Source organism: Herbaspirillum frisingense GSF30, assembly GCF_000300975.2.
Lineage (GTDB): Bacteria > Pseudomonadota > Gammaproteobacteria > Burkholderiales > Burkholderiaceae_D > Herbaspirillum > Herbaspirillum frisingense.
In genome coordinates this window covers 33,261-55,567 of sequence record NZ_AEEC02000036.1, presented here as the reverse complement: position 1 = coordinate 55,567, position 22,307 = coordinate 33,261, and the positions used below count along the sequence as shown (strand labels likewise).

Annotated in this window: 22 protein-coding genes, 3 tRNA genes and 1 pseudogene; 6 read left to right on the top strand and 20 right to left on the bottom strand. The window is 56.7% G+C overall.

The features are described from left to right. From HFRIS_RS20090 to HFRIS_RS20020, 15 genes are all read right to left on the bottom strand, one after another. Nucleotides 1–291, bottom strand: a 291-nt coding sequence (locus HFRIS_RS20090; protein WP_006465487.1) for a GTP-binding protein, incomplete at its 3' end; no start/stop codon positions are given. Nucleotides 292–371: 80 nt separating this feature from the next. Beyond that, a tRNA-Thr gene (locus HFRIS_RS20085) sits at nt 372–446 on the bottom strand. 46 nt (nt 447–492) lie between these two features. Beyond that, nucleotides 493–566 (bottom strand) — tRNA-Gly (locus HFRIS_RS20080). A gap of 80 nt (nt 567–646) precedes the next feature. After that, a tRNA-Tyr gene (locus HFRIS_RS20075) sits at nt 647–732 on the bottom strand. A 127-nt stretch (nt 733–859) separates the two neighbouring features. Further along, complete coding sequence (locus HFRIS_RS20070; protein WP_039876625.1) at nt 860–2,122, bottom strand: AmpG family muropeptide MFS transporter; 1,263 nt, start codon at nt 2,120–2,122, stop codon at nt 860–862. A 104-nt stretch (nt 2,123–2,226) separates the two neighbouring features. Further along, complete coding sequence (metW, locus tag HFRIS_RS20065; protein WP_006713312.1) at nt 2,227–2,829, bottom strand: methionine biosynthesis protein MetW; 603 nt, start codon at nt 2,827–2,829, stop codon at nt 2,227–2,229. Next, nucleotides 2,826–3,965: a homoserine O-succinyltransferase MetX gene (gene metX, locus HFRIS_RS20060; RefSeq protein ID WP_006713310.1), complete on the bottom strand. Its 1,140-nt coding sequence runs from the start codon at nt 3,963–3,965 to the stop codon at nt 2,826–2,828. Before metX ends, metW begins: the two co-directional genes overlap by 4 nt. Nucleotides 3,966–4,302: 337 nt before the next feature. Then, a complete protein-coding gene (gene ptsP, locus HFRIS_RS20055) occupies nt 4,303–6,090 on the bottom strand; it encodes a phosphoenolpyruvate--protein phosphotransferase (RefSeq protein ID WP_006713308.1) in 1,788 nt (595 codons plus the stop codon). A 250-nt stretch (nt 6,091–6,340) separates the two neighbouring features. Next, entirely contained in the window at nt 6,341–6,610 is a 270-nt protein-coding gene (locus HFRIS_RS20050; RefSeq protein WP_006713306.1) for an HPr family phosphocarrier protein, read from the bottom strand. A gap of 70 nt (nt 6,611–6,680) precedes the next feature. Then, nucleotides 6,681–7,091, bottom strand: a complete 411-nt coding sequence (locus HFRIS_RS20045) for a PTS sugar transporter subunit IIA (RefSeq protein ID WP_008334083.1) — start codon at nt 7,089–7,091, stop codon at nt 6,681–6,683. A 65-nt stretch (nt 7,092–7,156) separates the two neighbouring features. Further along, nucleotides 7,157–8,125 carry a glutathione synthase gene (gene gshB, locus HFRIS_RS20040; RefSeq protein WP_006713301.1) on the bottom strand — a complete coding sequence of 323 codons (969 nt, stop codon included), beginning with the start codon at nt 8,123–8,125 and terminating at the stop codon, nt 7,157–7,159. A gap of 38 nt (nt 8,126–8,163) precedes the next feature. Continuing rightward, complete coding sequence (gene gshA / locus HFRIS_RS20035) at nt 8,164–9,462, bottom strand: glutamate--cysteine ligase (RefSeq protein ID WP_006713300.1); 1,299 nt, start codon at nt 9,460–9,462, stop codon at nt 8,164–8,166. A 383-nt stretch (nt 9,463–9,845) separates the two neighbouring features. After that, entirely contained in the window at nt 9,846–11,378 is a 1,533-nt protein-coding gene (locus HFRIS_RS20030) for an ammonium transporter (RefSeq protein WP_006713299.1), read from the bottom strand. 16 nt (nt 11,379–11,394) lie between these two features. After that, the gene (locus HFRIS_RS20025; RefSeq protein WP_006713297.1) at nt 11,395–11,733 is read right to left on the bottom strand and encodes a P-II family nitrogen regulator; all 339 of its coding nucleotides are present in this window, start codon (nt 11,731–11,733) and stop codon (nt 11,395–11,397) included. 12 nt (nt 11,734–11,745) lie between these two features. Further along, on the bottom strand, nt 11,746–12,528 hold the full coding sequence (locus HFRIS_RS20020) for a TorF family putative porin (RefSeq protein ID WP_006713295.1): 783 nt from the start codon (nt 12,526–12,528) through the stop codon (nt 11,746–11,748). Between the two features lie 418 nt (nt 12,529–12,946). Between HFRIS_RS20020 and HFRIS_RS20015 the strand changes: the two genes are divergently transcribed. The 3 genes and pseudogenes from HFRIS_RS20015 to HFRIS_RS20005 all read left to right on the top strand — a co-directional run bounded on the left by HFRIS_RS20015 (nt 12,947) and on the right by HFRIS_RS20005 (nt 14,798). Continuing rightward, entirely contained in the window at nt 12,947–13,192 is a 246-nt protein-coding gene (locus HFRIS_RS20015) for an accessory factor UbiK family protein (RefSeq protein ID WP_006713294.1), read from the top strand. A 73-nt stretch (nt 13,193–13,265) separates the two neighbouring features. Further along, nucleotides 13,266–13,502: pseudogene (locus HFRIS_RS20010) on the top strand (magnesium chelatase domain-containing protein); the annotation flags it as partial. 465 nt (nt 13,503–13,967) lie between these two features. Beyond that, nucleotides 13,968–14,798, top strand: a complete 831-nt coding sequence (locus HFRIS_RS20005) for a hypothetical protein (protein WP_039876619.1) — start codon at nt 13,968–13,970, stop codon at nt 14,796–14,798. On the opposite strand, the gene HFRIS_RS25050 is transcribed toward HFRIS_RS20005, so the two are convergent. Continuing rightward, nucleotides 14,755–15,243, bottom strand: coding sequence for a DUF488 domain-containing protein (locus HFRIS_RS25050; RefSeq protein ID WP_006713291.1), 489 nt, complete (start codon nt 15,241–15,243; stop codon nt 14,755–14,757). The genes HFRIS_RS20005 and HFRIS_RS25050 overlap by 44 nt on opposite strands. Before the next feature lie 343 nt (nt 15,244–15,586). On the opposite strand from HFRIS_RS25050, the gene HFRIS_RS20000 reads away from it, so the two are divergent. The 3 genes from HFRIS_RS20000 (at nt 15,587) to HFRIS_RS25340 (ending at nt 17,878) form a co-directional block, all read left to right on the top strand. Beyond that, on the top strand, nt 15,587–17,371 hold the full coding sequence (locus HFRIS_RS20000) for an anti-phage dCTP deaminase (protein ID WP_006713290.1): 1,785 nt from the start codon (nt 15,587–15,589) through the stop codon (nt 17,369–17,371). Beyond that, the gene (locus HFRIS_RS25475) at nt 17,368–17,535 is read left to right on the top strand and encodes a hypothetical protein (RefSeq protein WP_161625985.1); all 168 of its coding nucleotides are present in this window, start codon (nt 17,368–17,370) and stop codon (nt 17,533–17,535) included. The genes HFRIS_RS20000 and HFRIS_RS25475 overlap by 4 nt, the downstream gene beginning before the upstream one ends. Nucleotides 17,536–17,641: 106 nt before the next feature. After that, on the top strand, nt 17,642–17,878 hold the full coding sequence (locus tag HFRIS_RS25340) for an antitoxin Xre-like helix-turn-helix domain-containing protein (protein ID WP_152486727.1): 237 nt from the start codon (nt 17,642–17,644) through the stop codon (nt 17,876–17,878). Nucleotides 17,879–18,248: 370 nt separating this feature from the next. Here HFRIS_RS25340 and HFRIS_RS19995 read toward each other — a convergent pair whose 3' ends face one another. The 4 genes from HFRIS_RS19995 to HFRIS_RS19985 form a co-directional block, all read right to left on the bottom strand. Then, a complete protein-coding gene (locus HFRIS_RS19995; RefSeq protein WP_006713289.1) occupies nt 18,249–19,319 on the bottom strand; it encodes an ABC transporter permease in 1,071 nt (356 codons plus the stop codon). Nucleotides 19,320–19,395: 76 nt separating this feature from the next. After that, on the bottom strand, nt 19,396–19,734 hold the full coding sequence (locus tag HFRIS_RS25045) for a ubiquitination-like system serine protease family protein (protein ID WP_006713288.1): 339 nt from the start codon (nt 19,732–19,734) through the stop codon (nt 19,396–19,398). Nucleotides 19,735–19,737: 3 nt separating this feature from the next. Further along, nucleotides 19,738–21,129, bottom strand: coding sequence for a ThiF family adenylyltransferase (locus HFRIS_RS19990; protein WP_006713287.1), 1,392 nt, complete (start codon nt 21,127–21,129; stop codon nt 19,738–19,740). Continuing rightward, nucleotides 21,126–22,226, bottom strand: a complete 1,101-nt coding sequence (locus HFRIS_RS19985; protein ID WP_039876634.1) for a multiubiquitin domain-containing protein — start codon at nt 22,224–22,226, stop codon at nt 21,126–21,128. The genes HFRIS_RS19990 and HFRIS_RS19985 overlap by 4 nt, the downstream gene beginning before the upstream one ends. Between the last annotated feature and the right edge of the window lie 81 nt (nt 22,227–22,307).

Below are 22,307 nucleotides of genomic sequence, written 5' to 3'. Positions count from 1 at the left end.
TGCAGCGCCGGTGATCATGTTCTTCACATAGTCGGCGTGGCCTGGGCAGTCAACGTGCGCGTAGTGACGGTTGGCGGTTTCGTATTCGACGTGCGCGGTGTTGATGGTGATGCCGCGGGCCTTTTCTTCAGGCGCTGCGTCGATCTGGTCGTATGCCTTCGCTTCGCCGCCGAACTTCTTCGACAGAACGGTTGCGATTGCAGCGGTCAGGGTGGTCTTGCCGTGGTCAACGTGACCGATGGTGCCGACGTTCACGTGCGGCTTGGTCCGTTCAAACTTGCCTTTTGCCATCTTAGACTCCTAGATTTGATGAGAATGTCCAGGCAACACGCCCGACTGATTACTGACTTGTCAGCGATACGACGAGAAACTGGTGCCCTTGACGTGGATTGAACACGTGGCCTCTCCCTTACCAAGGGAGTGCTCTACCACTGAGCTACAAGGGCATTTTTCCGACTGCACAACAACCAAACATGCAACCGGACCAAAACTTGGAGCGGGTGAAGGGAATCGAACCCTCGTCTTAAGCTTGGAAGGCTTCAGCTCTACCATTGAGCTACACCCGCGAGGAAACAACTTTCACTTCACAACCGCCGCGTCTTTCGATCGCGCATGTACTGCAGGACTGCTTTGACTCCCGGCCTAATGGTGGAGAGGGCTGGATTCGAACCAGCGTACTCGCAAGAGGGCAGATTTACAGTCTGCTGCCATTAACCACTCGGCCACCTCTCCGTGCAGGGAACTCAAAACTATAGAGGAACATCTTTGGACTGTCAACTATATTTTCGCTTCAGGGCTAAATATTTATCGACTGCCGGATATTGCTCAGAGGAACGACCCGCGACGTTTTTTCGAATCTTCAGGCTTTTTGTGTCTGCGACTCAACCGGCTTTTCATTCCAGGGCGCAATTCTAGGCAACATCAGCATTCCAGGCAAGGCCAGAACGAAGCAAATCAGAAAAAAATTTAACCAGCCGGTGTCGGCGACGATATAACCGACCGAAGAATTGACGAAAGTCCGGGGTACGGCCATCAAACTGGTGAACAGCGCAAACTGGGTGGCGGTATAGCGTGGATCGGTCTCGCGCATGATATAGGCGACGAAGGCCGTGGTTCCCAGGCCGACGCCGAAGGCCTCCAGCCCGATCACCACGGCCAGCACCGGCAGGCTGGCGCCGACATGGGCCAGCCAGGCAAAGCCCAGGATAGGTACCGCCTGCAGCACGCCAAACACCCACAGACCACGATTGATGCCCAGCCGCACCATCCAGATGCCACCGATGATGCCGCCGGCCACGCTGGCCCACAGACTGGTGGTCTTGGAAACGACGCCGATCTCGGTCATCGAGAAGCCCAGATCGATGTAGAACTTGGTGGCCAGCGCCGTGGCCATGCTGTCGCCCAGCTTGTAGAGGAAGATGAAGCCCAGCACCCAGAGCGCATTGCCCCAGCCGCCACGGGCGATGAATTCGCGGAAAGGCAGCACCACGGCTTCATAGAGGCTCTTGGGCGGCGTCCCATAGACCTTGGGCTCCTTCACCAGCAGCGAGCAGAGCAGCCCCGGCAGCATGAAGGCGGCGGTAATCCAGAACACGGTGGACCACGGCATCTGGTCGGCCAGCACCAGCGAGAGAGCGCCGGGCACCATGCCGGAGAGCTTGTAGGCGTTGACGTGGATGGCGCTGCCCAGGCCCAGTTCAGCCTCGGGCAGGATTTCACGCCGGTAGGCGTCGATGGCGATGTCCTGGCTGGCCGAGAGGAAGGCCACCACCGAGGCCATGAAGGCGATCGTGGTGACATCGGTCAGCGGGTCCAGCATGCCCATGCCGCCGATGGCGAGGAACAGCAGCAGCTGCGTGAACACCATCCACCCGCGTCGCCGGCCCATGCCACCGAAGTGGAAGCGGTCCATCAGCGGCGACCAGACGAACTTCCAGGTGTAGGGAAACATCACCAGCGCGAACAACCCGAGGGTCTTCACGTTCAGACCGGACTTGGCCAGCCACGCCTGCAGCAGGCTCAACAGAATGAACAGCGGAAGGCCGGAAGTGAAGCCGAGGAAGACGCAGATCAGCATGCGCCGGTTCAGGTATTGGTGCCAGGAAGCGGCGGGTGCAGTCATGGGCGGGTCGGCTCGAAAAACGCGGGATATGAAAGAAAAAACGCCGGAGGCCAGCGATGGGGCGCTGCCGGACCGGCGTCTGCGGGGCATGTGAAGCTGAGCGCTTATTTCTTGCGCAACCTGAACACAGCCAGGCTGCCGCGCCAGTTGGGCAGGTAGCGTACCGGCTTGCCGTCCTTCAAGGCCACGCATTCCAGCACCTCCAGCCCGACCTGGTTGGCCAGCGCCTCGAAGTCCCTGATCGTGGCGCAGCGCAGGTTCGGCGTATCATACCACTGGTAGGGAAGGCTTCTGGAAACCGGCATGCGCCCCCGCAAGAGCGCCACCCGGTGCGGCCAGTAGGCGAAATTGGGGAAGGACACCGTCACCTCACGCCCGACCCGGGCGATCTCGCGCAACGTGCCTTCCACGTCCTTGACCATCTGCAGCGCCGACAGGCACAGCACGGTATCGAAGGCATTGTCCTCGAACATGGCCAGGCCGCCATTCAGGTCCTGCTGGATCACCGAGACGTCGCGCGCCACGCACTTGGGAATCTGTGCATCATCGATCTCCACCCCATAGCCGGAACAGCCCTTGTCGGTCTGCAAATAATCCAGCATCACGCCATCGCCACAGCCCAGGTCCAGCACCTGCGACTTCTCACGCACCCAGTGGGCGATGAAGGCCAGATCGGGGCGCAACGCGCTCAATTGTTCGAAAGTCATGCGCGGCCCTCCTGCTGCAGTTCGGTCCAGATGCTGGCGTAGTATTCGCGCACCACCTTCATGTAGCGCGCATCATCGAGCAAGAAAGCGTCATGCCCGTGCGGCGCGTCGATCTCGGCATAGCTCACGCGGCGCTTGTTGGCCACCAGCGCCTGCACCATCTCGCGGCTGCGTTCCGGCGAGAAACGCCAGTCGGTGGTGAAGGACACCAGCAGGAACCTGGCCCGTGTGCGGGCGAAGGCCTTGGCCAGGTCGCCACCGAATTCACGCGCCGGGTCGAAGTAGTCCAGCGCCTTGGTGATCAGCAGATAGGTATTGGCGTCGAAGTAGGTAGAGAACTTGTCGCCCTGGTAACGCAGATAGGACTCGATCTCGAAGTCCACGCCGTAGCCGAACTGGTACTGGCCGGAGCGCAGGTCGCGGCCGAATTTCTCGGCCATGTCGTCATCCGACAGATAGGTGATGTGACCCACCATGCGCGCCACCCGCAGACCGTTCTTGGGCACCACGCCATGCGCATAGAAATCGCCGCCATGGTATTGCGGATCGGTCAGGATGGCCTGACGCGCCACGTCGTTGAAGGCAATGTTCTGGGCCGACAGCTTGGGGGTAGAGGCGATCACCAGGCAATGGCGCAGGCGCTCCGGGTACATCATGCTCCAGGCCAACGCCTGCATACCGCCCAGCGAGCCGCCCATGACGGCGGCAAAGCACTCGATGCCCAGGCGGTCCGCCAGGCGTGCCTGGGCATTGACCCAGTCTTCCACCGTCACCACTGGAAAATCCGCGCCGTAGGGCTGGCCGGTGGCCGGATTGGGGTGCATGGGGCCGGTGGAGCCGAAACAGGACCCCAGGTTGTTCACGCCGATGACGAAGAAGCGGTCGGTATCGAGCGACTTGCCGGGGCCGACCATGTTGTCCCACCAGCCGACGTTGTCGGGGTCGTCGGCATAGACGCCGGCCACATGGTGGGACGCATTGAGCGCGTGGCACACCAGCACGGCATTGGATTTGTCGGCATTGAGGGTGCCGTAGGTTTCATAGGTCAGCGAGTAATCGGCCAGCGCGGCGCCGCTCTGTAGCGGCAGGGGCTGGTCGAAATGCATGACCTGGGGCGATACGATTCCGATCGACATGATGTTTCTGCGTAAGTGACTCGGCGCCAGGCGATCCTTGTGGGTCAGGGCTGGCGGTCGCTTCGCCGGAATGAGCTGGAGCCCGTCTTCGGAGCGCTGGTCACGGGCAACAAAAAAGCCCGGAAGCAATGCTTGCGGGCTCACTCATCGATGGGGCTGGGGCTGGTCTTGGGAAGAACTGCTGATCCAAGCTCGCTTTAGCCGCATTTAGATGGGATCAGGATCCCGGCGCCCGCAAGCTGAAGTTGGTCAAACCGTTCAAATCGGCGCAGTGGCGTAAGAATACCCAAGTCGGGCAGGCCCGTCAAACGACCCTGCCCGACCAGCGCGGCGCAGCTCAGCGTCGCCTTGCCAACTTGGCTTCGACCGCCGGCACTTCGGCGTGCAGGGCCTGCAGTTGCGCCATGGCCGCGCTGATGGCGGACGGTTCGGAGGCGCGCAAGACCTTCTTGACCTGTGGTTCCAGCAGACGCAGGTCGCTGTTGAGGATCTCGTTCTTCACCGACAGGATCTGCGAGGGATGCATGGAAAATTCCAGCAGGCCCATGCCCAGCAACAGGCGCGTCCATTTCAGGTCGCCCGCCATTTCACCACAGACCGACACCGGAATGCCGGCCTTGCGCCCCTGGGCGATCACCGTCGAGAGCAGGAACAGCACGGCCGGATGCAGCGGGTCATAGAGATGCGCCACTTCGTGGTCGACGCGGTCGATGGCCAGCGTGTACTGGATCAGGTCATTGGTGCCGATGGAAAGGAAGTCCAGGCGCTTGATGAACAGGGGCAGTGCCAGTGCCGCCGCCGGAATCTCGATCATGGCGCCCACCGGGATGTCCTCATCGAACTTCTGCTTGCGATCGCGCAGCTGCTGCTTGGCCTGCTCGATCATCGCCAGGGTCTGATCGATCTCGAAGGCATGCGCCATCATCGGGATGAGCAGCTTGATCGGCCCATACGCGGAAGCACGCAGGATGGCGCGCAACTGCGTGAGGAACATCTGCGGCTCGGACAGGCAATAGCGGATGGCGCGCAGACCCAGGGCCGGGTTCAGGGCGGTTTCCTCATCCTCGTCCAGCGGCTTGTCGGCGCCCACGTCGAGCGTACGGATGGTGACCGGCCGCCCCTTCATGGCGATGACGACCTGCTTGTATGACTCGCACTGTTCATCCTCGGAAGGGAATTTCTCCAGATGCCCGGCGCGCCCCATGAACAGGAACTCGGAGCGGAACAGACCGATGCCCATGGCCCCCGCCTCGAAGGCCGGCGCGGCATCGCCCGGCAATTCGATGTTGGCCAGCAGCGTGATGGGTTCGCCATCCTGGGTGATGGCGGGAGTCTTCTTCAGGCGCGAGAGCTTCTTGCGCTCGCGCAGCAGGCGCTCCTGGCGGGCACGGTACTGCGCCAGCACCAGCGGTGAGGGATCGACGATGACCACGCCGGCATCGCCATCGATGATGAGCACGTCGTCGTGCTTGACCAGTACCGAGGCGTTATGCATGCCCACGGCCGCCGGAATGGCCAGGCTGCGGGCGACGATGGCGGTATGCGAATTGGGCCCGCCCAGGTCGGTGACGAAGCCGGCGAAGGCGTTCCCGCGGAACTGCAGCATGTCGGCCGGGGAGATGTCGTGCGCCACCACGATGATGTTGGCGGCGGCCTCCCCGGTGGGGGGAAGATGACTGGCGCTACCGGTCATGACCTTGAGGATGCGCTCGCCCACCTGCTGGATGTCGGCCTTGCGCTCGCGCAGGTAGGGGTCCTCGATTTCGTCGAACTGGGCCGACAATTCCTCGATCTGGGTGACCAGCGCCCATTCGGCGTTGTAGTAGCGGTGACGGATGATGTCCTGCGGCACTTCGGCCAGCATCGGGTCTGACAGGATCAGCGAATGTACGTCGATGAAGGCGCCCAGTTCCGGCGGCGCATCCTTGGGCAGTTCCGAACGGATGGTGTGCAGTTCCTGGTGCACTGCCTTGACGGCGCCCTTCAGGCGCGCGATCTCGGCTTCGACCTGGTCGGCCGCGACCAGGTAATGTTTGACGTCCAGTGCGGCCGGCGCCATCAAGTGCGCGCGTCCGATGGCGATGCCTTGCGACACCGCGATTCCATGTAAGCTGAAAGAAGCCATCGCGTATCTCCTGCCTGTGTTCTTATATTCCGCCGTGTTGCCAGCGCGCGGTAGCCTGGAGCAAGTTACCGAACAAATAGCGGTTTGGCAATCGCGACCGGGGACATCGCGGCGGAGTAGGGTGACAGGCAGCTGGGGTGAATATTGTTTCACGTCACGCAACATGCACGTGACGATCCTCACATCGCAAGAAGCATTCCAGCCGCGCCGCGATGTTGCGGCGCAAAACCGCGGGCGCGGTCGGGGAGGATTACTGGCCTTCGCCGAACTTGTCGGCGATCAGCGCTTCAAGCGCCGTGAAGCATTCCTGCTCGTCGGCGCCATTGGTTTCCAGGGTCACCATGCTGCCCTTGCCGGCGGCCAGCATCATCACGCCCATGATGGACTTGGCATTGACGCGGCGCTTGTTGAAGGTAAGCCAGACTTCGCACTTGAACTTGCCGGCCAGCTGGGTGAACTTGGCCGAAGCACGGGCATGCAGGCCAAGCTTGTTGACGATTTCGAGTTCTTTTTGAATCATGTTCCGCTTTCGTTTTTATCTTGTTGGCGCGCCGTCCGCGACCGCAGTCCACTGCGGTCACAACGATGGATCAGGCCGAGGCTGCCACGCGGATGCGATTGTCGATCCGCACTGCACCATTCTGGCCTCCGGCCAGCGCCATTTCAACCACTACATCCAGCGTGTCATTGCGATAGGTCAGAGCCCGTAGCAGCATCGGCAGGCTGATGCCTGCGATCACCTGGACGTTGCCCAGACCACACAGGAAGCCCGTACAGTTGGAGGGCGTACCGCCCATGACATCGGTGATGACCAGCACACCGCTGCCATCATCGAGGCGACCTACCGCCTCGATGGCGAGTTTTTGCACCTCCGCCGGATTCTGGTCGGCGATCACGTCAATCGCCTCCATCCGTTCGGGACGGCCGCGGAAGACGTGCGTTGCGGCGGCCAGGAAAGCTTGCCCCAGCGGGGCGTGCGTCAAGAGAAGAATACCAACCATGGATTTGTTGCCATCTGATGCGACGCGCTTTTCCCCGAGCAGCCCGTCATGCTCTGTCGATCCCATTATCCGATCGACCCTGTTGCCTCTGCTGCCCCTGCGGCTGCCTCCAGCGCGTCCACGAACATCGCCGCCACATCAAACCCGGTCTGCTGGGTGATTTCCTGGAAGCAGGTCGGGCTGGTCACGTTGATCTCGGTGAGATAGTCGCCGATGGCGTCCAATCCTACCAGCAACAGGCCACGTTCATACAGGACAGGACCCAGCGCTTCGCCGATCTCGATATCCCGCGCCGATGCCGGTTGTGCCTTGCCCAGACCACCGGCGGCCAGGTTGCCGCGCACCTCGTTGCCCTGCGGAATGCGTGCCAGCACATTGGGCACCACCTTGCCGCCGATCAACAGGATGCGCTTGTCGCCTGCGCTGATCTGAGGAATGAAACGTTGCGCCATGATCGTGCGTTGACCGTTGTCGGTCAGGGTCTCGATGATGGAGCCCAGGTTCATGCCGTCGGCCTTGACGCGGAAGATGCCCATGCCACCCATGCCGTCCAGGGGCTTGAGGATCACGTCCTGGTGCTCACCGTGGAAATCGCGCAGGCGCTTGGCATCCCGCGTGACCAGCGTCGGCGCGGTGTATTGCGGGAACTGGGCGATGGCCAGCTTCTCGTTGTGGCTGCGGATCGCAGCCGGCTTGTTGAACACGCGCGCGCCCTGCTTCTCGGCCAGCTCCAGCAGGTAGGTGGTGTAGATGTACTCCATGTCGAAGGGCGGGTCCTTGCGCACGATCACCGCATCGAATTCGGAGAGGAAGGCCGAGGCCGGCTTGTCGGCTCGGTACCAGTCATCGGCATCGCCGGTCAGCGTCAGCTTGAAGGCATTGGCGGTCACCAGCCCGCTTTCCAGCACCAGGTCGCCCTGTTCGAAGGCATAGATGGCGTGACCACGCCGCGCGGCTTCGCGCATCATGGCAAAGGTGGAATCCTTGTACGTCTTGAACGTATCCAGAGGATCGGCGAGGAAAGCGATTTTCATGAGACGGGTGTCCTGTTGGGCCTGGCGCAGGCCCGATATTAATAAACTTCCGGGTTGGGATCGGTCTTTTCCATCTCTACCGATGCCGCCAGCAGCGCCAGTCGCGCCACCACGCCATACATGTAGAAACGGTTGGGCGCGGCCGTCCCCGGCTTGGCGTGCATGTCCGGCAGGGCGTGCTGCTGGGCGAAGGCCAGGGGCACGAAATGCGCGCCGGGCGCATTGAGGTTCTCGTTCACGCCACGGTCGGCATGTACGCGGTAGAAACCGCCCACCACGTAACGGTCGATCATGTAGACCACCGGCTCGGCCACGGCCTGGTTGATGCGCTCGAAGGAGTGCACGCCTTCCTGCACGATCACCTCCGACACTTCCAGCCCTTCCTTGCCGGCCAGCATGCCGGTGCGCTGCTTGCGATTGAGGTCCTTGATCTCGCTGGCGTCCTTGACCGTCATGATGCCCATGCCGTAAGTACCGGCATTGGCCTTGATAAAAACGAAGGGTTGTTCCTTGATGCCGTATTCCTTGTACTTCTTGCGGATCTTCGACAGCAGCGAGGACACGCTGTCGGCCAGCGCGTCGGTACCGGTATTTTCCTGGAAATCGATGTCGCCAACCTTGGTGAAGAGCGGATTGAGCATCCAGGGATCGACTTCCACCATCTTGGAAAACTTCTTCACCACCTCATCATAGGCAGCGAAGTGATTGCTCTTGCGGCGCATTGCCCAGCCGGCATGCAGCGGCGGCAGCACGCTCTGCTCATGCAGGCCCTCAAGCACCGACGGAATGCCGATGGACAGGTCGTTGTTGAGCAGCACCGTACAGGGATCGAAATTCTTGAGGCCCAGGCGACGACCATTGGCCGAACGTTCCAGCGGCTCCAGGGTGATCTGGGTGCCGTCGGGCAACTCCATGTGCTGCGGCTTGGTCACGCCCGGCGCCAGGGTCCCCAGGCGCACGTTCAGTCCGGTCTGGCGGAAGATCTGCATCAGCCGGCCGATGTTTTGCAGGTAGAAGGTATTGCCGGGCTGGTTTTCCGGGATCAGCAGCAGGTTGCGCGCGTCCGGACAGTATTTCTCGATGGCGGCCATGGCCGCCTGCACTGCCAGCGGCAGCATTTCCGGCGACAGGTTGTTGAAGCCGCCCGGGAACAGGTTGGTATCGACCGGCGCCAGCTTGAAGCCGGCGTTGCGCAGATCGACCGAGCAATAGAACGGCGGCGTATGTTCCTGCCATTCCATGCGGAACCAGCGTTCGATGGCCGGCGTGGCGCCCAGGATTTTCTTCTCCAGCTCCAGCAGGGGACCATTCAGAGCGGTGACGAGATGCGGGACCATAAAAAACCTTAACGAGATGTAAATGCCGGCAGCGAGTGACGATTTTAGCGGATTCCTGCATCCGTGTTGCGACGCGGTATAAGCCGCTGGGCTGCGCTGTTGCCATTTCAGCCATGGCCCTCACCGGCCACGGTCGCTGCAAGGGCGTGGCTGGGAGACTCCAGATGGCGATGATGAAGGTATTTTAAAGAGCCCGAGTCAAATAGTCGGGAATTATTGCGCGGCGATGCAAAAGCGCATCACTTGCAGCATTGCCATGAAGAAATCTTCACTAACCTTTCTCTTCCTGGCGGCCGGAAAATGAAAAAAGGCGCCCGAAGGCGCCTTATAAAGAGGCCGTTTCCAGCCCCGAAGGAATACTGCAGACTCGTTACAGCTGATGCTTAGTGGTAAGCCGATTCGCCGTGGCTGGAAATGTCCAGGCCTTCGCGTTCTTCCTCTTCGGTCACACGCAGACCGATGACGACGTCGACGATCTTGTAGGCGATGAAGGAAACCACACCCGAGATCACCACGGTGGTCAGCACGCCCTGGAACTGGATCCAGACCTGGCCGCCGATGGAGTAGTCCGGTGCCACGGCATTGGCGACGTAGTCGTAGATGCCGGTGCCGCCCAGGCTCGGTGCAGCGAACACACCGGTCAGGATGGCACCCAGGATGCCGCCCACGCCGTGCACGCCGAACACGTCCAGCGCGTCGTCCGAACCCAGCAGCTTCTTCAGACCGCTCACGCCCCACAGGCACAGCAGGCCAGCCAGCAGGCCCATGACCACGGCGCCGATGACGCCCACGAAGCCGGCCGCCGGAGTGATCGCCACCAGACCGGCGACAGCACCCGAAGCAGCACCCAGCATGGAGGGCTTGCCCTTGCCGATCCATTCGCCGAAGCTCCAGGACAGCACGGCAGCAGCAGTTGCCAGGATGGTGTTGACGAAGGCCAGGGCAGCGCCACCGTTGGCTTCCAGACCGGAGCCGGCGTTGAAGCCGAACCAGCCGAACCACAGCAGCGAGGCACCGACCATGGTCAGGGTCAGGCTATGCGGCTTGAAGGCTTCCTTGCCGAAACCGATACGCTTGCCGATCACATAGGAACCGACCAGGCCAGCGATAGCGGCGTTGATGTGCACCACGGTGCCGCCGGCGTAATCCAGCGCGCCCTTCTGGAACAGCCAGCCCGAGATCGCAGTCGCCTTTTCAGCGGCAGCAGCGTCGGTGAAGGCGTCCGGACCCGGCCAGAACCAGACCATGTGGGCCATCGGCAGGTAGGAGAAGGTGAACCACAGGATCGAGAACAGGATCACGGCGGAGAACTTCACGCGTTCTGCGAAGGAACCGATGATCAGCGCCACGGTGATGGCTGCAAACGCACCCTGGAAGGCCACGAAGACCAGTTCGGGGATGACCACGCCCTTGCTGAAGGTGCCGGTGTTCGAATCACCGGTCAGGCCATGCAGGAACAGTCGGTCGAAGCCGCCGAAGAATGCTCCGCCCTCGGTGAACGCGATGCTGTAGCCGTACACGAACCACAGGATGTAGATCAGCGAGAAGATCATGAAGCACTGCATCAGCACCGACAGCATGTTCTTGCTGCGCACCAGGCCGCCGTAGAACAGGCCTAGGCCCGGCAGGGTCATGAGGATGACGAAGGCGGTGCAGACCAGCATCCAGGCGGTATCGCCCTTGTTGGGCACCGGTGCGGGTGCGGCGGCAGCGGCCGCCGGGGCGGCAGGAGCAGCAGCGGCAGGAGCGGCAGCTTCAGCCTTGGGTGCAGCCGGAGCGGCAGCGGCCGGGGCAGCGGCGGTGGCCGCAGCTTCAGGCTTGGGCGCGTCCTGCGCCTGGGCCGGGGCAGTAAAACCTACTGCAAACAGCAGCGCGCCAATGGCGAGCGCGCCGGAAAACATTTTCTTCATGCTCATTAGAATTCCCCTTTTTTTACAGAGCGTCTTTGCCGGTTTCGCCGGTGCGGATACGGATCACATCCAGCAGATCCTGGACGAAGATCTTGCCGTCACCGATCTTGCCGGTGCGGGCTGCGGTCTCGATGGCTTCCAGCGCGCGCTCGACGATGGCGTCGTCCACCGCTGCCTCGATCTTGGTCTTGGGCAGGAAATCGACCACATACTCGGCGCCACGATAGAGCTCGGTATGGCCTTTCTGACGACCGAAGCCCTTGACTTCGGTCACGGTGATGCCTTGCACACCGATCGCGGAGAGGGCTTCACGCACCTCGTCCAGCTTGAACGGCTTGATGATCGCAGTGATCAGTTTCATACGAACCTCTTGTTAGAAAGTTTTGCTGATGGAGACGACGACGCCGTTCTTGCCGACGTTCTTGGCACCGTCCGATGCCGGAGTGGTAGCGAAGCCATCCTTCATGTCGGTACCGACATAGGCCACGCCCAGGGTGATGCCGGCGACTTCGTCGAAGGTCTTGGACAGGCCGATCTTCCAGTCGGTGTAGCTGGCCTCGCTGGGGTTGCCGCGCACGTTCTGGTGACCCACGTGCAGACCCAGCATCACGCCGTAGAAGGTCTCGAAGTTGGCACCCAGGTCGTAGTACTGGCTGTACTTGCTGTTGACCGCGCCGAACAGGTTGGTCAGCGATTGCGAATACTTGAAGTAGGCCGGGCCGTAACCGATCTGGCCATACAGTTCGAAGGTATTGGCGTTCTTCAGGCCGGCATTGGCCAGGGTGTTGCCCGGGTAGTAGTAGTACAGGCCGCCGACGTCGTAGGTGAAGCCGCCGCCGATGTCACCGCGCTTGCCGCCGTAGATATCCCATTCGACATCGCCCTTGGTATCGGTACCGGCCAGTGCGCCAGCGTCCTTGATCCACTTGATGTTGGTCAGCCAGGTGCCGGCGTACAGGCCGGTCGGGTTGTGCGTGTAGTCAGCGCCAACCTGCAGGGCCGGGTCGAAACGCGTCTGGGTCAGGCCGCGGTAGCGGTAATCGCTCACGACCGCAGCGTTGAAGCTCAATTCATTGTCTGGCTTGGCGTCCTCTGCACGGGCCACGGTAGAAACGAAGGATGCTGCGATGGCTGTTGCAAGAATCAGTTTCTTCATGACTTTCCCTCTGGTTTGTGTTTAACAGTTAAGTCTTTTAGTCTTTTGCCCAAACCATGTAGCAGGAGCCGTGCCATGTCCTTTCGGCAAGGCAGACTTGTGTTTTTGCTGGAAAGCGGAGATTTACAACGATTTTTTTCGACACCAGCTTCAAAATAGTGCACTCGAAGCGAAAATGCACGACCGTGGTGCGATATTGATTGCTTTTTGATAATCCTGCGTCAAACGAGGCAAACACATTTTGGTGCGTGGGCCCGGGGCGAAGCCAAAGTCACCAAGTCGGAGCATTTCCTGAAGGAAAATTCTTCACTTTCCGGCACCCGCTCGCAAAAAAACGGTCTCATCAGGGCATCGCGTTTTGAGGATGGCTGCGAAACCGCTAAACTTGCAGCTTAGCTATCTGCCAAGGAGATCCGACATGGACAAGCCCCCATTTTTTGAAGACCTGCAATCCAAGATCAACAAGGCGATCGAGAATTCTCCGGCCAAGGACATCGAGAAGAACGTCAAGGCCATGCTGAGCCAGGGTTTTGCCAAGCTGGACCTGGTCACGCGCGAGGAATTCGACATCCAGGCCCAGGTGCTGGCCAAGACCCGCGCCCGCCTGGAAGCGCTGGAAGCGCGTGTTGCCGAGCTTGAGGCTCAGCAAAAACAGACCCCATGACCCTGGCGACAACCCTCACTTCCCTTCTTCCCCCTCCCCTTTTCCCTTCCAGCACACTGCCGGGCTCGTTGCGATGAGCCTGGCGGTCTTGCGCAGCCGCGCCCTGGCCGGCATGGCCGCCCCACCGGTGACGGTGGAGGTGCATCTGGCCAATGGCCTGCCGGCCTTCACCATCGTCGGTCTTCCCGAAGCCGAAGTGAAGGAAGCCAAGGACCGGGTCCGGGCGGCGCTGCAGAATGCGCGGTTCGAATTCCCGGCGCGACGCATCACGGTCAACCTGGCGCCTGCCGACCTTCCCAAGGAATCCGGGCACAGGTTAGTTGCCTCTCATTTATTCCACTAGATTAGCTGCCGCCATGGACGAACTTCCCATTTGCTATTAAAAGCTAAACGCTCGCCACACAAATTCACTGACAACTGTTGCTTGGTCACAAACTTTCCTTCTTCGCCCGCCAGAAGATAGCTACGCGGTCACACGATTTCTCACCCGATCCTCCAGGAGCTCCAGACATCAGTCGTAAGACGGCCGCCCAGAGGCTGGAAGATAATCGCCATCTTGTCTCCCCAATTGGCCAAATAAATAAAATGACATCGGCGGTGACTTTGGCCGAATTCGAAGCCCAATCGCTAGGACCGCATATTTGTGAAAACCGCAATCGGTCAAGAACGGACCTAGTCCGGATTGCTTGCGATCATTTCTCGCTAATCGGGAAATCTGGCAGAATTGATGTGGGGATTGACGAGGAGAACCCTCCAACTAAACCTGGGGACTGCGATGGCAGTATGCCGGACAGAAAAGATTTTAATTCTGGCGAAAACTTATCCTTCACCGAGTGCGCAGTACATGGAAACATCGTGCGTCGCCGGCATCAACCAGGACGGCGTGATGCGACGCTTGTACCCGGTACCATTTCGGATGATTGAAGATGGACAACAATTCAAAAAGTGGCAATGGATTGACGTCATCGTCGAGAAAGCCAATAAAGATCATCGACCTGAGAGCCATAAACTCTACGTTGACACGATTAGCTGTGGCGACTTGATTGAGACGAAACGAGAATGGGTCCATCGCCGCAAGTGGCTCGATAAAATTCCAACGTTCACCAGTTTCGATGCTCTTGAGGCCGATCGGCTTAGCAGTGGATTATCTCTGGCCCTTTTGCGGCCTAAACAGCTCCTCCGGTTAGAGGTCAGTAAAGCCAAAAATCAGGACTGGACCGATGACGAACGTGAGAAACTTGCTCGAGAACAGATGCAGGGAAATTTGTTTTCAGAGGTGGAAGTCAAAAAGGAAGTCAAGACGCTCAAAAAGGTCCCATATGATTTCCACTACTGGTATCTATGCGATACGCCCGATGGCGAGAAGGAGTTCAAAAACAAAATAGTCGATTGGGAAGCCGGTGCGCTTTACTGGAATTGTGTGAAAAGCTACCGGACAGATTGGGAGACTCAGTTCAGAAAGAAGCTGGAAGAAGACTTTGCTTCCAAAGATCTGATGTTTTTGATGGGCAACCAACACCGGTTTCAGGATCAATGGTTGATCATCAGTCTCATCTATCCGCCTAAGCAAAAAACTCACGAACTTGCGCAGTCGTCTTTGTTTTAAATAAGGCTGTCGGCTTCTTTATGTGGCTAATTTGAGTTCCAGCGAGAGCTTGAACCGCGTTGGCCACCATAGAGCGGTGGCAGAAGTTGTGATCAGCCTCATAGCATAAGAGTGCGCAATTGGACGAGTTGACCAGATCGCTTAGTTCGGCAATGGCTTCATCTTGCGTCTTTAGGTATTTCATGAAACCATCGGTATAGCGTTTCCAGCTACCGTCTGCGCGATACTGATCTCGTACATTCCTAGGGCATCCCAGTTGCACCATGTGCAAATAGTCGAGCCCCTGAGAATTCACCGCACCGGCCAATGCTTTCTTCGAGAATCCCGGCTTGCGGGATAAGGGCAGCTCACGGATATCGACCAATGTCTCAATGTCGTGTTTTCGAAGCAACATTAAGAACTCGTCGATATTCAAACCTTCGTAACCAATCGTGAAAACTGTCATTTTTCCCTCACCGAATACGAGATTCTAGCCCATCGACTACCTTCGGCAAATAAACTTAACCGGCGCGCTGTAACCGACAATTGGTTCTGTGGGGCATTTGAACGCTCCAATTTCTCATCAGGGTATTTGATCCGCTAGGTCTGAGGGGAAAAGTAGTCTAATTGGATGCCTGAATAGAACGAAAAGCCACCCGCCGGGTGGCATTTCTCATTTGGAGCGGGACGCCAGTATCAATGCTCGACCAACTTTATTCATCGTGATCGTTTTTTATAGAAATGGCGCCCTAGTATCTTTGTTGATTTAGTGTAAAGTAATTGAAAATCACTGCAATAGAACAACAACTATGGATGAAATGGGGCTTTCCTTCAGTGGATCGGCAGAGGAATTGGAGCGGCGGTTCTCCACTCTCGAGGGAAAATGGGACAACGAGGATAAAGGGATCCTTCGGTTTAGAAAAATCGGAGGAGGCGTCGTCAGTTGGTATCCCCCAACTGGAAAAATCGTTTGCCAAGGCAAGGTTAAGATCCTGGATGAGTTGATCAAACAGGTCGCTGCTGCTTTGTCCGATGAGCAGCGTGTGCAAAAAGCAGAGGGCGAAGCCATAGCCACTGCTAAGAGCAAGCCCCAACGTGCTGCGACCAGCAAGGTCCCCAATCCCGAACCCAATGGCCAGACATACAAGCTTGATCACGACTCGGAGCTAGTCATTGGCCTAGTCGGAGCTGTCGGCACGGATCTGGAGCACGTCACAAAGATACTTTCGGATCGCCTCGGAAAGTTTGAATACACGACCAAGTCGATCCGCATATCGAACGACATCATCACGCCAGTGGCAGAAATTGAGCAGACCAAGGACAACTACCAGCGCATTGATCGCTTGATGACTGCCGGGAATAAGCTGCGCAAGGATGCCTCTGACAAAGCACTGTTGGTCAAAGCTGCCGCAGCAAAGATAAGTCAGATCCGTGTCGATATCAACAAGAAAGAAGAACCGCTGAAGAAGCATGCCTTCATCATTTCTTCGTTAAAGCACCCTGATGAAGTGCAGGCGCTCCGCAAGATTTATTCGAACGGCTTCTTCTTGATCGGAGTATTTGCCGCGGAAAGCAGACGCGTAGAGTATCTCATCAAGAACAAGGACATCTCGCCAGAGAATGCCGAGTTATTGATCAATCGCGATGTCGATGAATCGAATCCGTTTGGTCAGCATACTCGCAATACGTATCACCTCTCAGATTTCTTCATTAACTACGACGGCAACATTGATCGCCTGCAGCACGATCTCTGGCGTACATTGGACCTGATGTTTGGCAGTCCCTTTGTTACGCCTACTTTCGACGAATTCTCCATGTTCATGGCATTTTCAGCGTCGCTACGTTCTGCTGACCTTTCTAGGCAGGTTGGGGCCGTCGTCACCAAGAACAAATCCATCGTGGGCACTGGCGCCAACGATGTCCCCAAGTATGGGGGAGGCCAATACTGGCCGGAATCCAATGGGAAAGAGATCCTCGATCAGAAGGGTGGGCGAGACTACACGCTAGGGAAAGATCCGAATGTCGCCGAGCGGCAGGCGATTATTGATGACATTCTTCGTGGCATACCTGCGGATCAACACGGAATCGTGCGCGATGCCTTGAATCAAAGTAAACTACGCAACCTGACGGAGTATGGTCGAGTTGTTCATGCAGAAATGGATGCACTGTTATCGTGCGCCCGCGAAAGCATCGGCACTCAAAATGCTGAGCTGTACTGCACTACATTCCCTTGTCACAATTGCGCTAAACACATTATCTCTGCCGGCATTAAGAGAGTTGTGTACGTGGAGCCATACCCGAAGAGTAAAGCGCTTGATTTCCATGGCGATGCGATTACTCTAAGTACTGAAGGGCCGCAAAATAAAGTAGTTTTCGAACCATTTGTAGGTGTTGGTCCTCGAAGTTTCTTTAATCTGTTCTCTACGAATCTTGGCAGTGGTTATCCGATACGGCGCAAAGAGGATGACGGTAGTACGGCCGAATGGGATCCCCACAATAGTCGGTTACGCATGCAAATGCTTCCAACGTCCTACATCGAACGCGAAACGGCGGCAGCTGCTGAGCTGAAAGAAATACTGGAGAAAATAAAATGAATGCCAAAACCGGATTCTGGGCTCATCTGAATCGTTCCAGTGCGATAGTGAAAGAATGGCCAAGCTGGAAACAGCCGCCCGCCGAGGGAAATCATCCCGCCAAGGTAGAGGTGGCGCAAAAACCAGCCCCAATGGAAGTTCAGCAGAAGGCCAAGAGCCGCTGATTCCAACAAAAAGACCCGCAAATTGCGGGTCTTTTTGTTTTTATGGGCGCGATCCGAATGTCTGCCCATATGCTCCCAATTACACCTCTGTCGTCACCAAATTAAAATGACTAGTGTCTTCCGAACAGTCAAAACTGGACAGTTTCTTGCTTGGTCGAAAATGGACTTCACCGGCAAAAATCACCTCATCCGCTCAGGCGTTCCAGCGCGATATGTGGGCGAGCTGGCATCCGCCATGAATATGCCAAAAGAAGTTCTGATGAAGTCGCTAGGTCTTTCTGGCACCACCGTCAACCGTAAAATGCAGTCTGCGTGGCTACTCTCGCCTGGAGAGTCCGAGTGAGTGATAGGTAGCAGGTGCTGCTCGACTAGGTGCTGACCATGATCAATGCCGAGAGCCCGTCGGAATTTAGTGCAGAATTGCCTTGCAAGCTGGTTGCTTACGCCTACTTCACAAGTCATAAACCGCTCCCCATTTTTTTGATCTTTTGTTGTTGTACATCGCTTCCCTCCTAGTATGGCGTAATAAGCAACCATGGGTAAAACTTGCACCCTAGTGAAGGCGCGATTAATGAACGACAAAAGAAAATTCATTTAGCGCGCAGGAGAACCCCAAAATGGAAAAGGCCGCTTTCCCCTAAAGCGGCGCTGTAATTACACTACGAGCCCTCGGTGTGATCTTTGCAAAAGCATGCTCCGGGCACATTACGTTTTTATTGGGTAAATACCCGAATATCCATTCCTTCTTGAGCCGCTTGGGAGGCTTGCTCTGAGGGTACGTCTTTTTGCATCGGCCCACACGATACAACGCTATATTTCGAAGGAATGTAAACATTGTCGATCGCAGAGCGATTTTTCACAAACTGCTCGAACGATTCCTGGATAGACAATTTTTTATCAATGAGTACTTTGTTCTGATCTTGGCCAAAGAATAGATAGCTCTTACGCTCCTCCTCAAGGCTGCTGGAATTGACGCAATAGGCCGCCTCACTGAAATCTAGGTAGTGTGCCAATTTATAGGCCTTACTCCTGATTTGATCATCGCCAAACGCCACATGTGTTAGCCACCAAAAATTGCCGGCAACCAAGAGCGAGCTTACGATAAACATGAGGGAGTTCCAAGGAAACAGAAATACGTCCTCTTTATTTCGAGCCGCGTTCCAAACCACCATCCCGTGAATTACCGCGAATAAGGCCAAAACAAAGAGGAACGGGGTGCACATTTTCAAAAAGAAAACTGCAGAAAGTATCGCTCGGGTGTAGGGCAAATTTGATCCGTCAATCTGGAAAATCGAATTCAACTGGCCGCTTGCCTGTGAACTGGCATAGATGACTGCCGCAGAAAATATCAGCGCACAAAGCACCTTTGCTGAATTGAATTTCAAGATGCGACTTATTGGCAAGCTTCGCTCCATCGAGGCAGCTGCAAACATCACAGTTAAAACAAATCCCATAACGAAGAAGAAGTATGAGTAAGTACGCCACCACTCCCAATCGCTATTGGTATTCGCAGCTAACAGCACTAGGATCAGCCCCAAAACACCTATTGTTCCTAGTGAGATACCTTCAGACCGCTCTCGATCTTCGCGTCGATTCTTATCCGCCCAATGGTGGTCATTCAAATTTTTATATATAGATGCGAGGTACCCTTTAATCGTCTGCTCGGGACGTTTTTCTCTGTCAGTCAAAGGAGTGATACTGAGCTCTTCATATATCGCCGACACAGTTTCTTCCGGGGTCTTCGGCTTGGTGTAGTGAAATTTTCTGCTGTCGTAGCTGTCCATCGTTTTTTCTCGTTTCGAATTCTTTAGATGATGCAAGTTAAAACCCATTCGGTATCTGCCAATAGTCAACTTGAGGCTAAACGCACCACATGATTTTTCCGTTACGAACCCAGAAATGAGAGCGGCACCCATCTCTTAGCCAAACAGATGGCGTCAATGTCGGCCGTCCCCCCGTGCCAATGTGTAACTCCCAATGCGGATTGGCTTCCCGTACTAACAATAATTCGATGGTTCGCCCGCAGCCGCATGGGCATTTAAATCCAACACTCCAGTGCTCCCCTGCATCGTGAACGAGAACCAGATTTCGCCTAGGCATTTGGGAGGGAAGGAAATCACCTTTTGCCATTTCAATCCGCCGATCAACCCAGCGCTCTTCAAATGCCGCCCGGAATTTATTCCAAAGTGCTTTGAGCATTGTTTACTCCTGGAGCAAGGAAGCAATGTTGGGAGGTGCGCTCAGGTAAGGCATACCAAGCAAAGGCTCACCCCCACCCCTCGCCAAAAGCGGGTTATTTCCAATCTCGAATTTTTGTTCTGGAATGAATTCCTCTTCGCCGGCGGCGAAGCTCAGTTCTCGGCGACTGTAGTTTCGATTTGAGGTATGCCGGAATGGATATACACGTGCGATGTATTCCAACATCAGATCGGCTGCGGCCCTCATGTTTAGTGAAATTACCGAAGGAGCTTCTTCGATGGCACCTTTTATGTAGCCATCTTGCAACTCCTTCTTATACTGTTCGGGCGCTACTCGTTGCAGATGTTCAGCACGCAACCCTTCAAGCGTATAAACGCCGCGATCAAAGAGCGTCGGCCCTCCTGGGCGAACATAGTCAATTCGCGCACAGACATCCAAAATTGCCGCCTCCCCCTGCTTCTGGCGCGTAGGAATACACACACCGACATCAAATATGGGAATCAGAAAGGCCGAGGAAATGAGATCCACGACCTGCCTCCCCTCTTTAGAATCAACGCAACAAAAGATGACGTCGGCTTGACTGACTTGCAGAACCGTGTCCCGGTCCAGAATGGAATTGGGAATGGGAACCGCAATATCTTCGCCGCGGTGTGATGCGATCGCTTTGGCAAGTACATTGACTTTGTATAGCCCCACGTCCCCAACACCTGAATTAAGGACCCGATTGAGGTTCTTCAGCTCAATTTTGTCAAAGTCCACTAGCAGGACGTCACCGAATCCCAGCCGGGCACCCTGTTCAATCGCAATCGATCCAGTGCCTGACGCTCCGATAAACGCAGCTTTAATCCTGTTCATTTCGTGACGCGACTCCGAACTGAATGCCATTGGACGCCGGCGAAATTTCTCATCGGACCACCAAAGATGGATATCGTCTGCGGCCACGGTCACCAAATCAATTTGCTGACACCTCATGTCGCCGCCATAAACTCGCGCGCGCATTTCCCCACTAGGGACCATGATGGCGGATCCGTGAATTTGACCAACTGCCTGAGAAATACATGGAATGGTTCGTTGATCGCTACGATCATCTAGCGATGAAAAGTTGAAATATCCTCCAGGGTGAGAATGCAGCAGAATTAGGCTTAGACCTTCCTGTTCTGCCATGTCAATCGCGCTTTCTATAGCCATTCCTGGCCACTGCAGAAAATCCGCTTCTCGTTTGCATTCTGCGTGGGGCACCATGGCCACACCGCGAACGATCAACCGGAGACGCGGGCCGGCGCCGCGGGCGCAGAGCAGAATTGCCGCAGCCTCGAGCCCGTCTCCGGGAAACAGATGACAAAGAAGCCGTTCATGATGCTCTTGCGTCATCACCAGAACAGACTTAGATGTCATGGCTGCACCTCTTTAACCACCGCCGACTCCACAAGCGCGAGATGCGTCATGACGTTGTCGATCCCAGGGCGCCATTGCGAATTTCCGCCACGATGGCGCGACCAACGCTGGTAAGAATTGCCCTGAATGGCCTCTCTGTATTCCGTTGCTGGGATCATGGCGCCCGACAACACCGCCACGGCGGGAAACAGATAGAACATATCGATCTGCTGCATCGGGTACGTTGTAGGTATCTCGATCGCCAGTGAAACGAAATGCTCCGAGTAACCTGACGGGAGGGCGTACTGCGGCAAAATTACCCACTGGCGCCCGTTTTCAAGAATGGCTTGCCAGCTGGGGTAAGTACTGTCCAGATAAGCCTCATCGTTCGGCAATAACCGGAACTGCCGAAGCAGCTCGGCGCTCGCTTCGCCGTTGGACACATCCTTCGGTGTCAGGCGAAGCTTTTCAATGCCTGGGGCCGTCAGATCGATCTCGTCATCCAAGGTCACTTCTCGTTTATCTTGACCCTGAACGATCAAAAAGATGTGCCAACCTTGGTTCGCATCCACCCCCGCCAGCTCCAAAGCTTGGCGTACTTTGACCTTGGGCGTATTCAGCGTGAGCACGACGCCCTGGACATTCAGTTTCCAGGTCGGCACCTTCGTCACTAGGTTTTCGACTCCTGCCAGGGAAAGATCCAGTACGGTGCCCTCAGCCTGCAGAAGTTCGCCGCGATCGGGATCCACAAGAAAGATTTCCTTATTCGCAGGCACAGACGCCAACATGCGAATAACACTTACAGGGATACGTGGCGCAGGCCAGTCGTATCGCACGCCGTCGATGATGAAGCGAGAACTACCATCACTTTCTGCCACGATGAATCGCGAATTGCCATCAGGCAAATTCACGGTCTCAGTCGGGCGGATATCTTCCAGACCATGTTTCAGCCATTGGAGCACCGTAATTTGCGGTGTTGGCGCAAATCCGGCTTTTTCTGCGAGCTGCATTCCAGTTGGCTTATCGTCCTCGATGAAAGCGACGCTCGGCGTCAAATTGAGATCGTAGAGGGTGATTTCGTGACGACCGCGTTGGTGCAAATTTTGTTGCGAATCCATTTCGTACCTCTTAGCAAGGAAAACTCGAAGATCGGCCATGTCACGACTGAGCATGTATGCGCCGGCTGATCAGTGTTCTCC

Excerpts from the sequence above, each read along its gene's own strand:
- HFRIS_RS20070 (WP_039876625.1), bottom strand. The coding sequence starts at position 2,122 with ATGACTGCACCCGCCGCTTCCTGGCACCAATACCTGAACCGGCGCATG.
- metW (WP_006713312.1), bottom strand. The coding sequence starts at position 2,829 with ATGACTTTCGAACAATTGAGCGCGTTGCGCCCCGATCTGGCCTTCATC.
- metX (WP_006713310.1), bottom strand. The coding sequence starts at position 3,965 with ATGTCGATCGGAATCGTATCGCCCCAGGTCATGCATTTCGACCAGCCC.
- ptsP (WP_006713308.1), bottom strand. The coding sequence starts at position 6,090 with ATGGCTTCTTTCAGCTTACATGGAATCGCGGTGTCGCAAGGCATCGCC.
- HFRIS_RS20050 (WP_006713306.1), bottom strand. The coding sequence starts at position 6,610 with ATGATTCAAAAAGAACTCGAAATCGTCAACAAGCTTGGCCTGCATGCC.
- HFRIS_RS20045 (WP_008334083.1), bottom strand. The coding sequence starts at position 7,091 with ATGGTTGGTATTCTTCTCTTGACGCACGCCCCGCTGGGGCAAGCTTTC.
- gshB (WP_006713301.1), bottom strand. The coding sequence starts at position 8,125 with ATGAAAATCGCTTTCCTCGCCGATCCTCTGGATACGTTCAAGACGTAC.
- gshA (WP_006713300.1), bottom strand. The coding sequence starts at position 9,462 with ATGGTCCCGCATCTCGTCACCGCTCTGAATGGTCCCCTGCTGGAGCTG.
- HFRIS_RS20030 (WP_006713299.1), bottom strand. The coding sequence starts at position 11,378 with ATGAGCATGAAGAAAATGTTTTCCGGCGCGCTCGCCATTGGCGCGCTG.
- HFRIS_RS20025 (WP_006713297.1), bottom strand. The coding sequence starts at position 11,733 with ATGAAACTGATCACTGCGATCATCAAGCCGTTCAAGCTGGACGAGGTG.
- HFRIS_RS20020 (WP_006713295.1), bottom strand. The coding sequence starts at position 12,528 with ATGAAGAAACTGATTCTTGCAACAGCCATCGCAGCATCCTTCGTTTCT.
- HFRIS_RS20015 (WP_006713294.1), top strand. The coding sequence starts at position 12,947 with ATGGACAAGCCCCCATTTTTTGAAGACCTGCAATCCAAGATCAACAAG.
- HFRIS_RS20005 (WP_039876619.1), top strand. The coding sequence starts at position 13,968 with ATGGCAGTATGCCGGACAGAAAAGATTTTAATTCTGGCGAAAACTTAT.
- HFRIS_RS25050 (WP_006713291.1), bottom strand. The coding sequence starts at position 15,243 with ATGACAGTTTTCACGATTGGTTACGAAGGTTTGAATATCGACGAGTTC.
- HFRIS_RS20000 (WP_006713290.1), top strand. The coding sequence starts at position 15,587 with ATGGATGAAATGGGGCTTTCCTTCAGTGGATCGGCAGAGGAATTGGAG.
- HFRIS_RS25475 (WP_161625985.1), top strand. The coding sequence starts at position 17,368 with ATGAATGCCAAAACCGGATTCTGGGCTCATCTGAATCGTTCCAGTGCG.
- HFRIS_RS25340 (WP_152486727.1), top strand. The coding sequence starts at position 17,642 with ATGACTAGTGTCTTCCGAACAGTCAAAACTGGACAGTTTCTTGCTTGG.
- HFRIS_RS19995 (WP_006713289.1), bottom strand. The coding sequence starts at position 19,319 with ATGGACAGCTACGACAGCAGAAAATTTCACTACACCAAGCCGAAGACC.
- HFRIS_RS25045 (WP_006713288.1), bottom strand. The coding sequence starts at position 19,734 with ATGCTCAAAGCACTTTGGAATAAATTCCGGGCGGCATTTGAAGAGCGC.
- HFRIS_RS19990 (WP_006713287.1), bottom strand. The coding sequence starts at position 21,129 with ATGACATCTAAGTCTGTTCTGGTGATGACGCAAGAGCATCATGAACGG.
- HFRIS_RS19985 (WP_039876634.1), bottom strand. The coding sequence starts at position 22,226 with ATGGATTCGCAACAAAATTTGCACCAACGCGGTCGTCACGAAATCACC.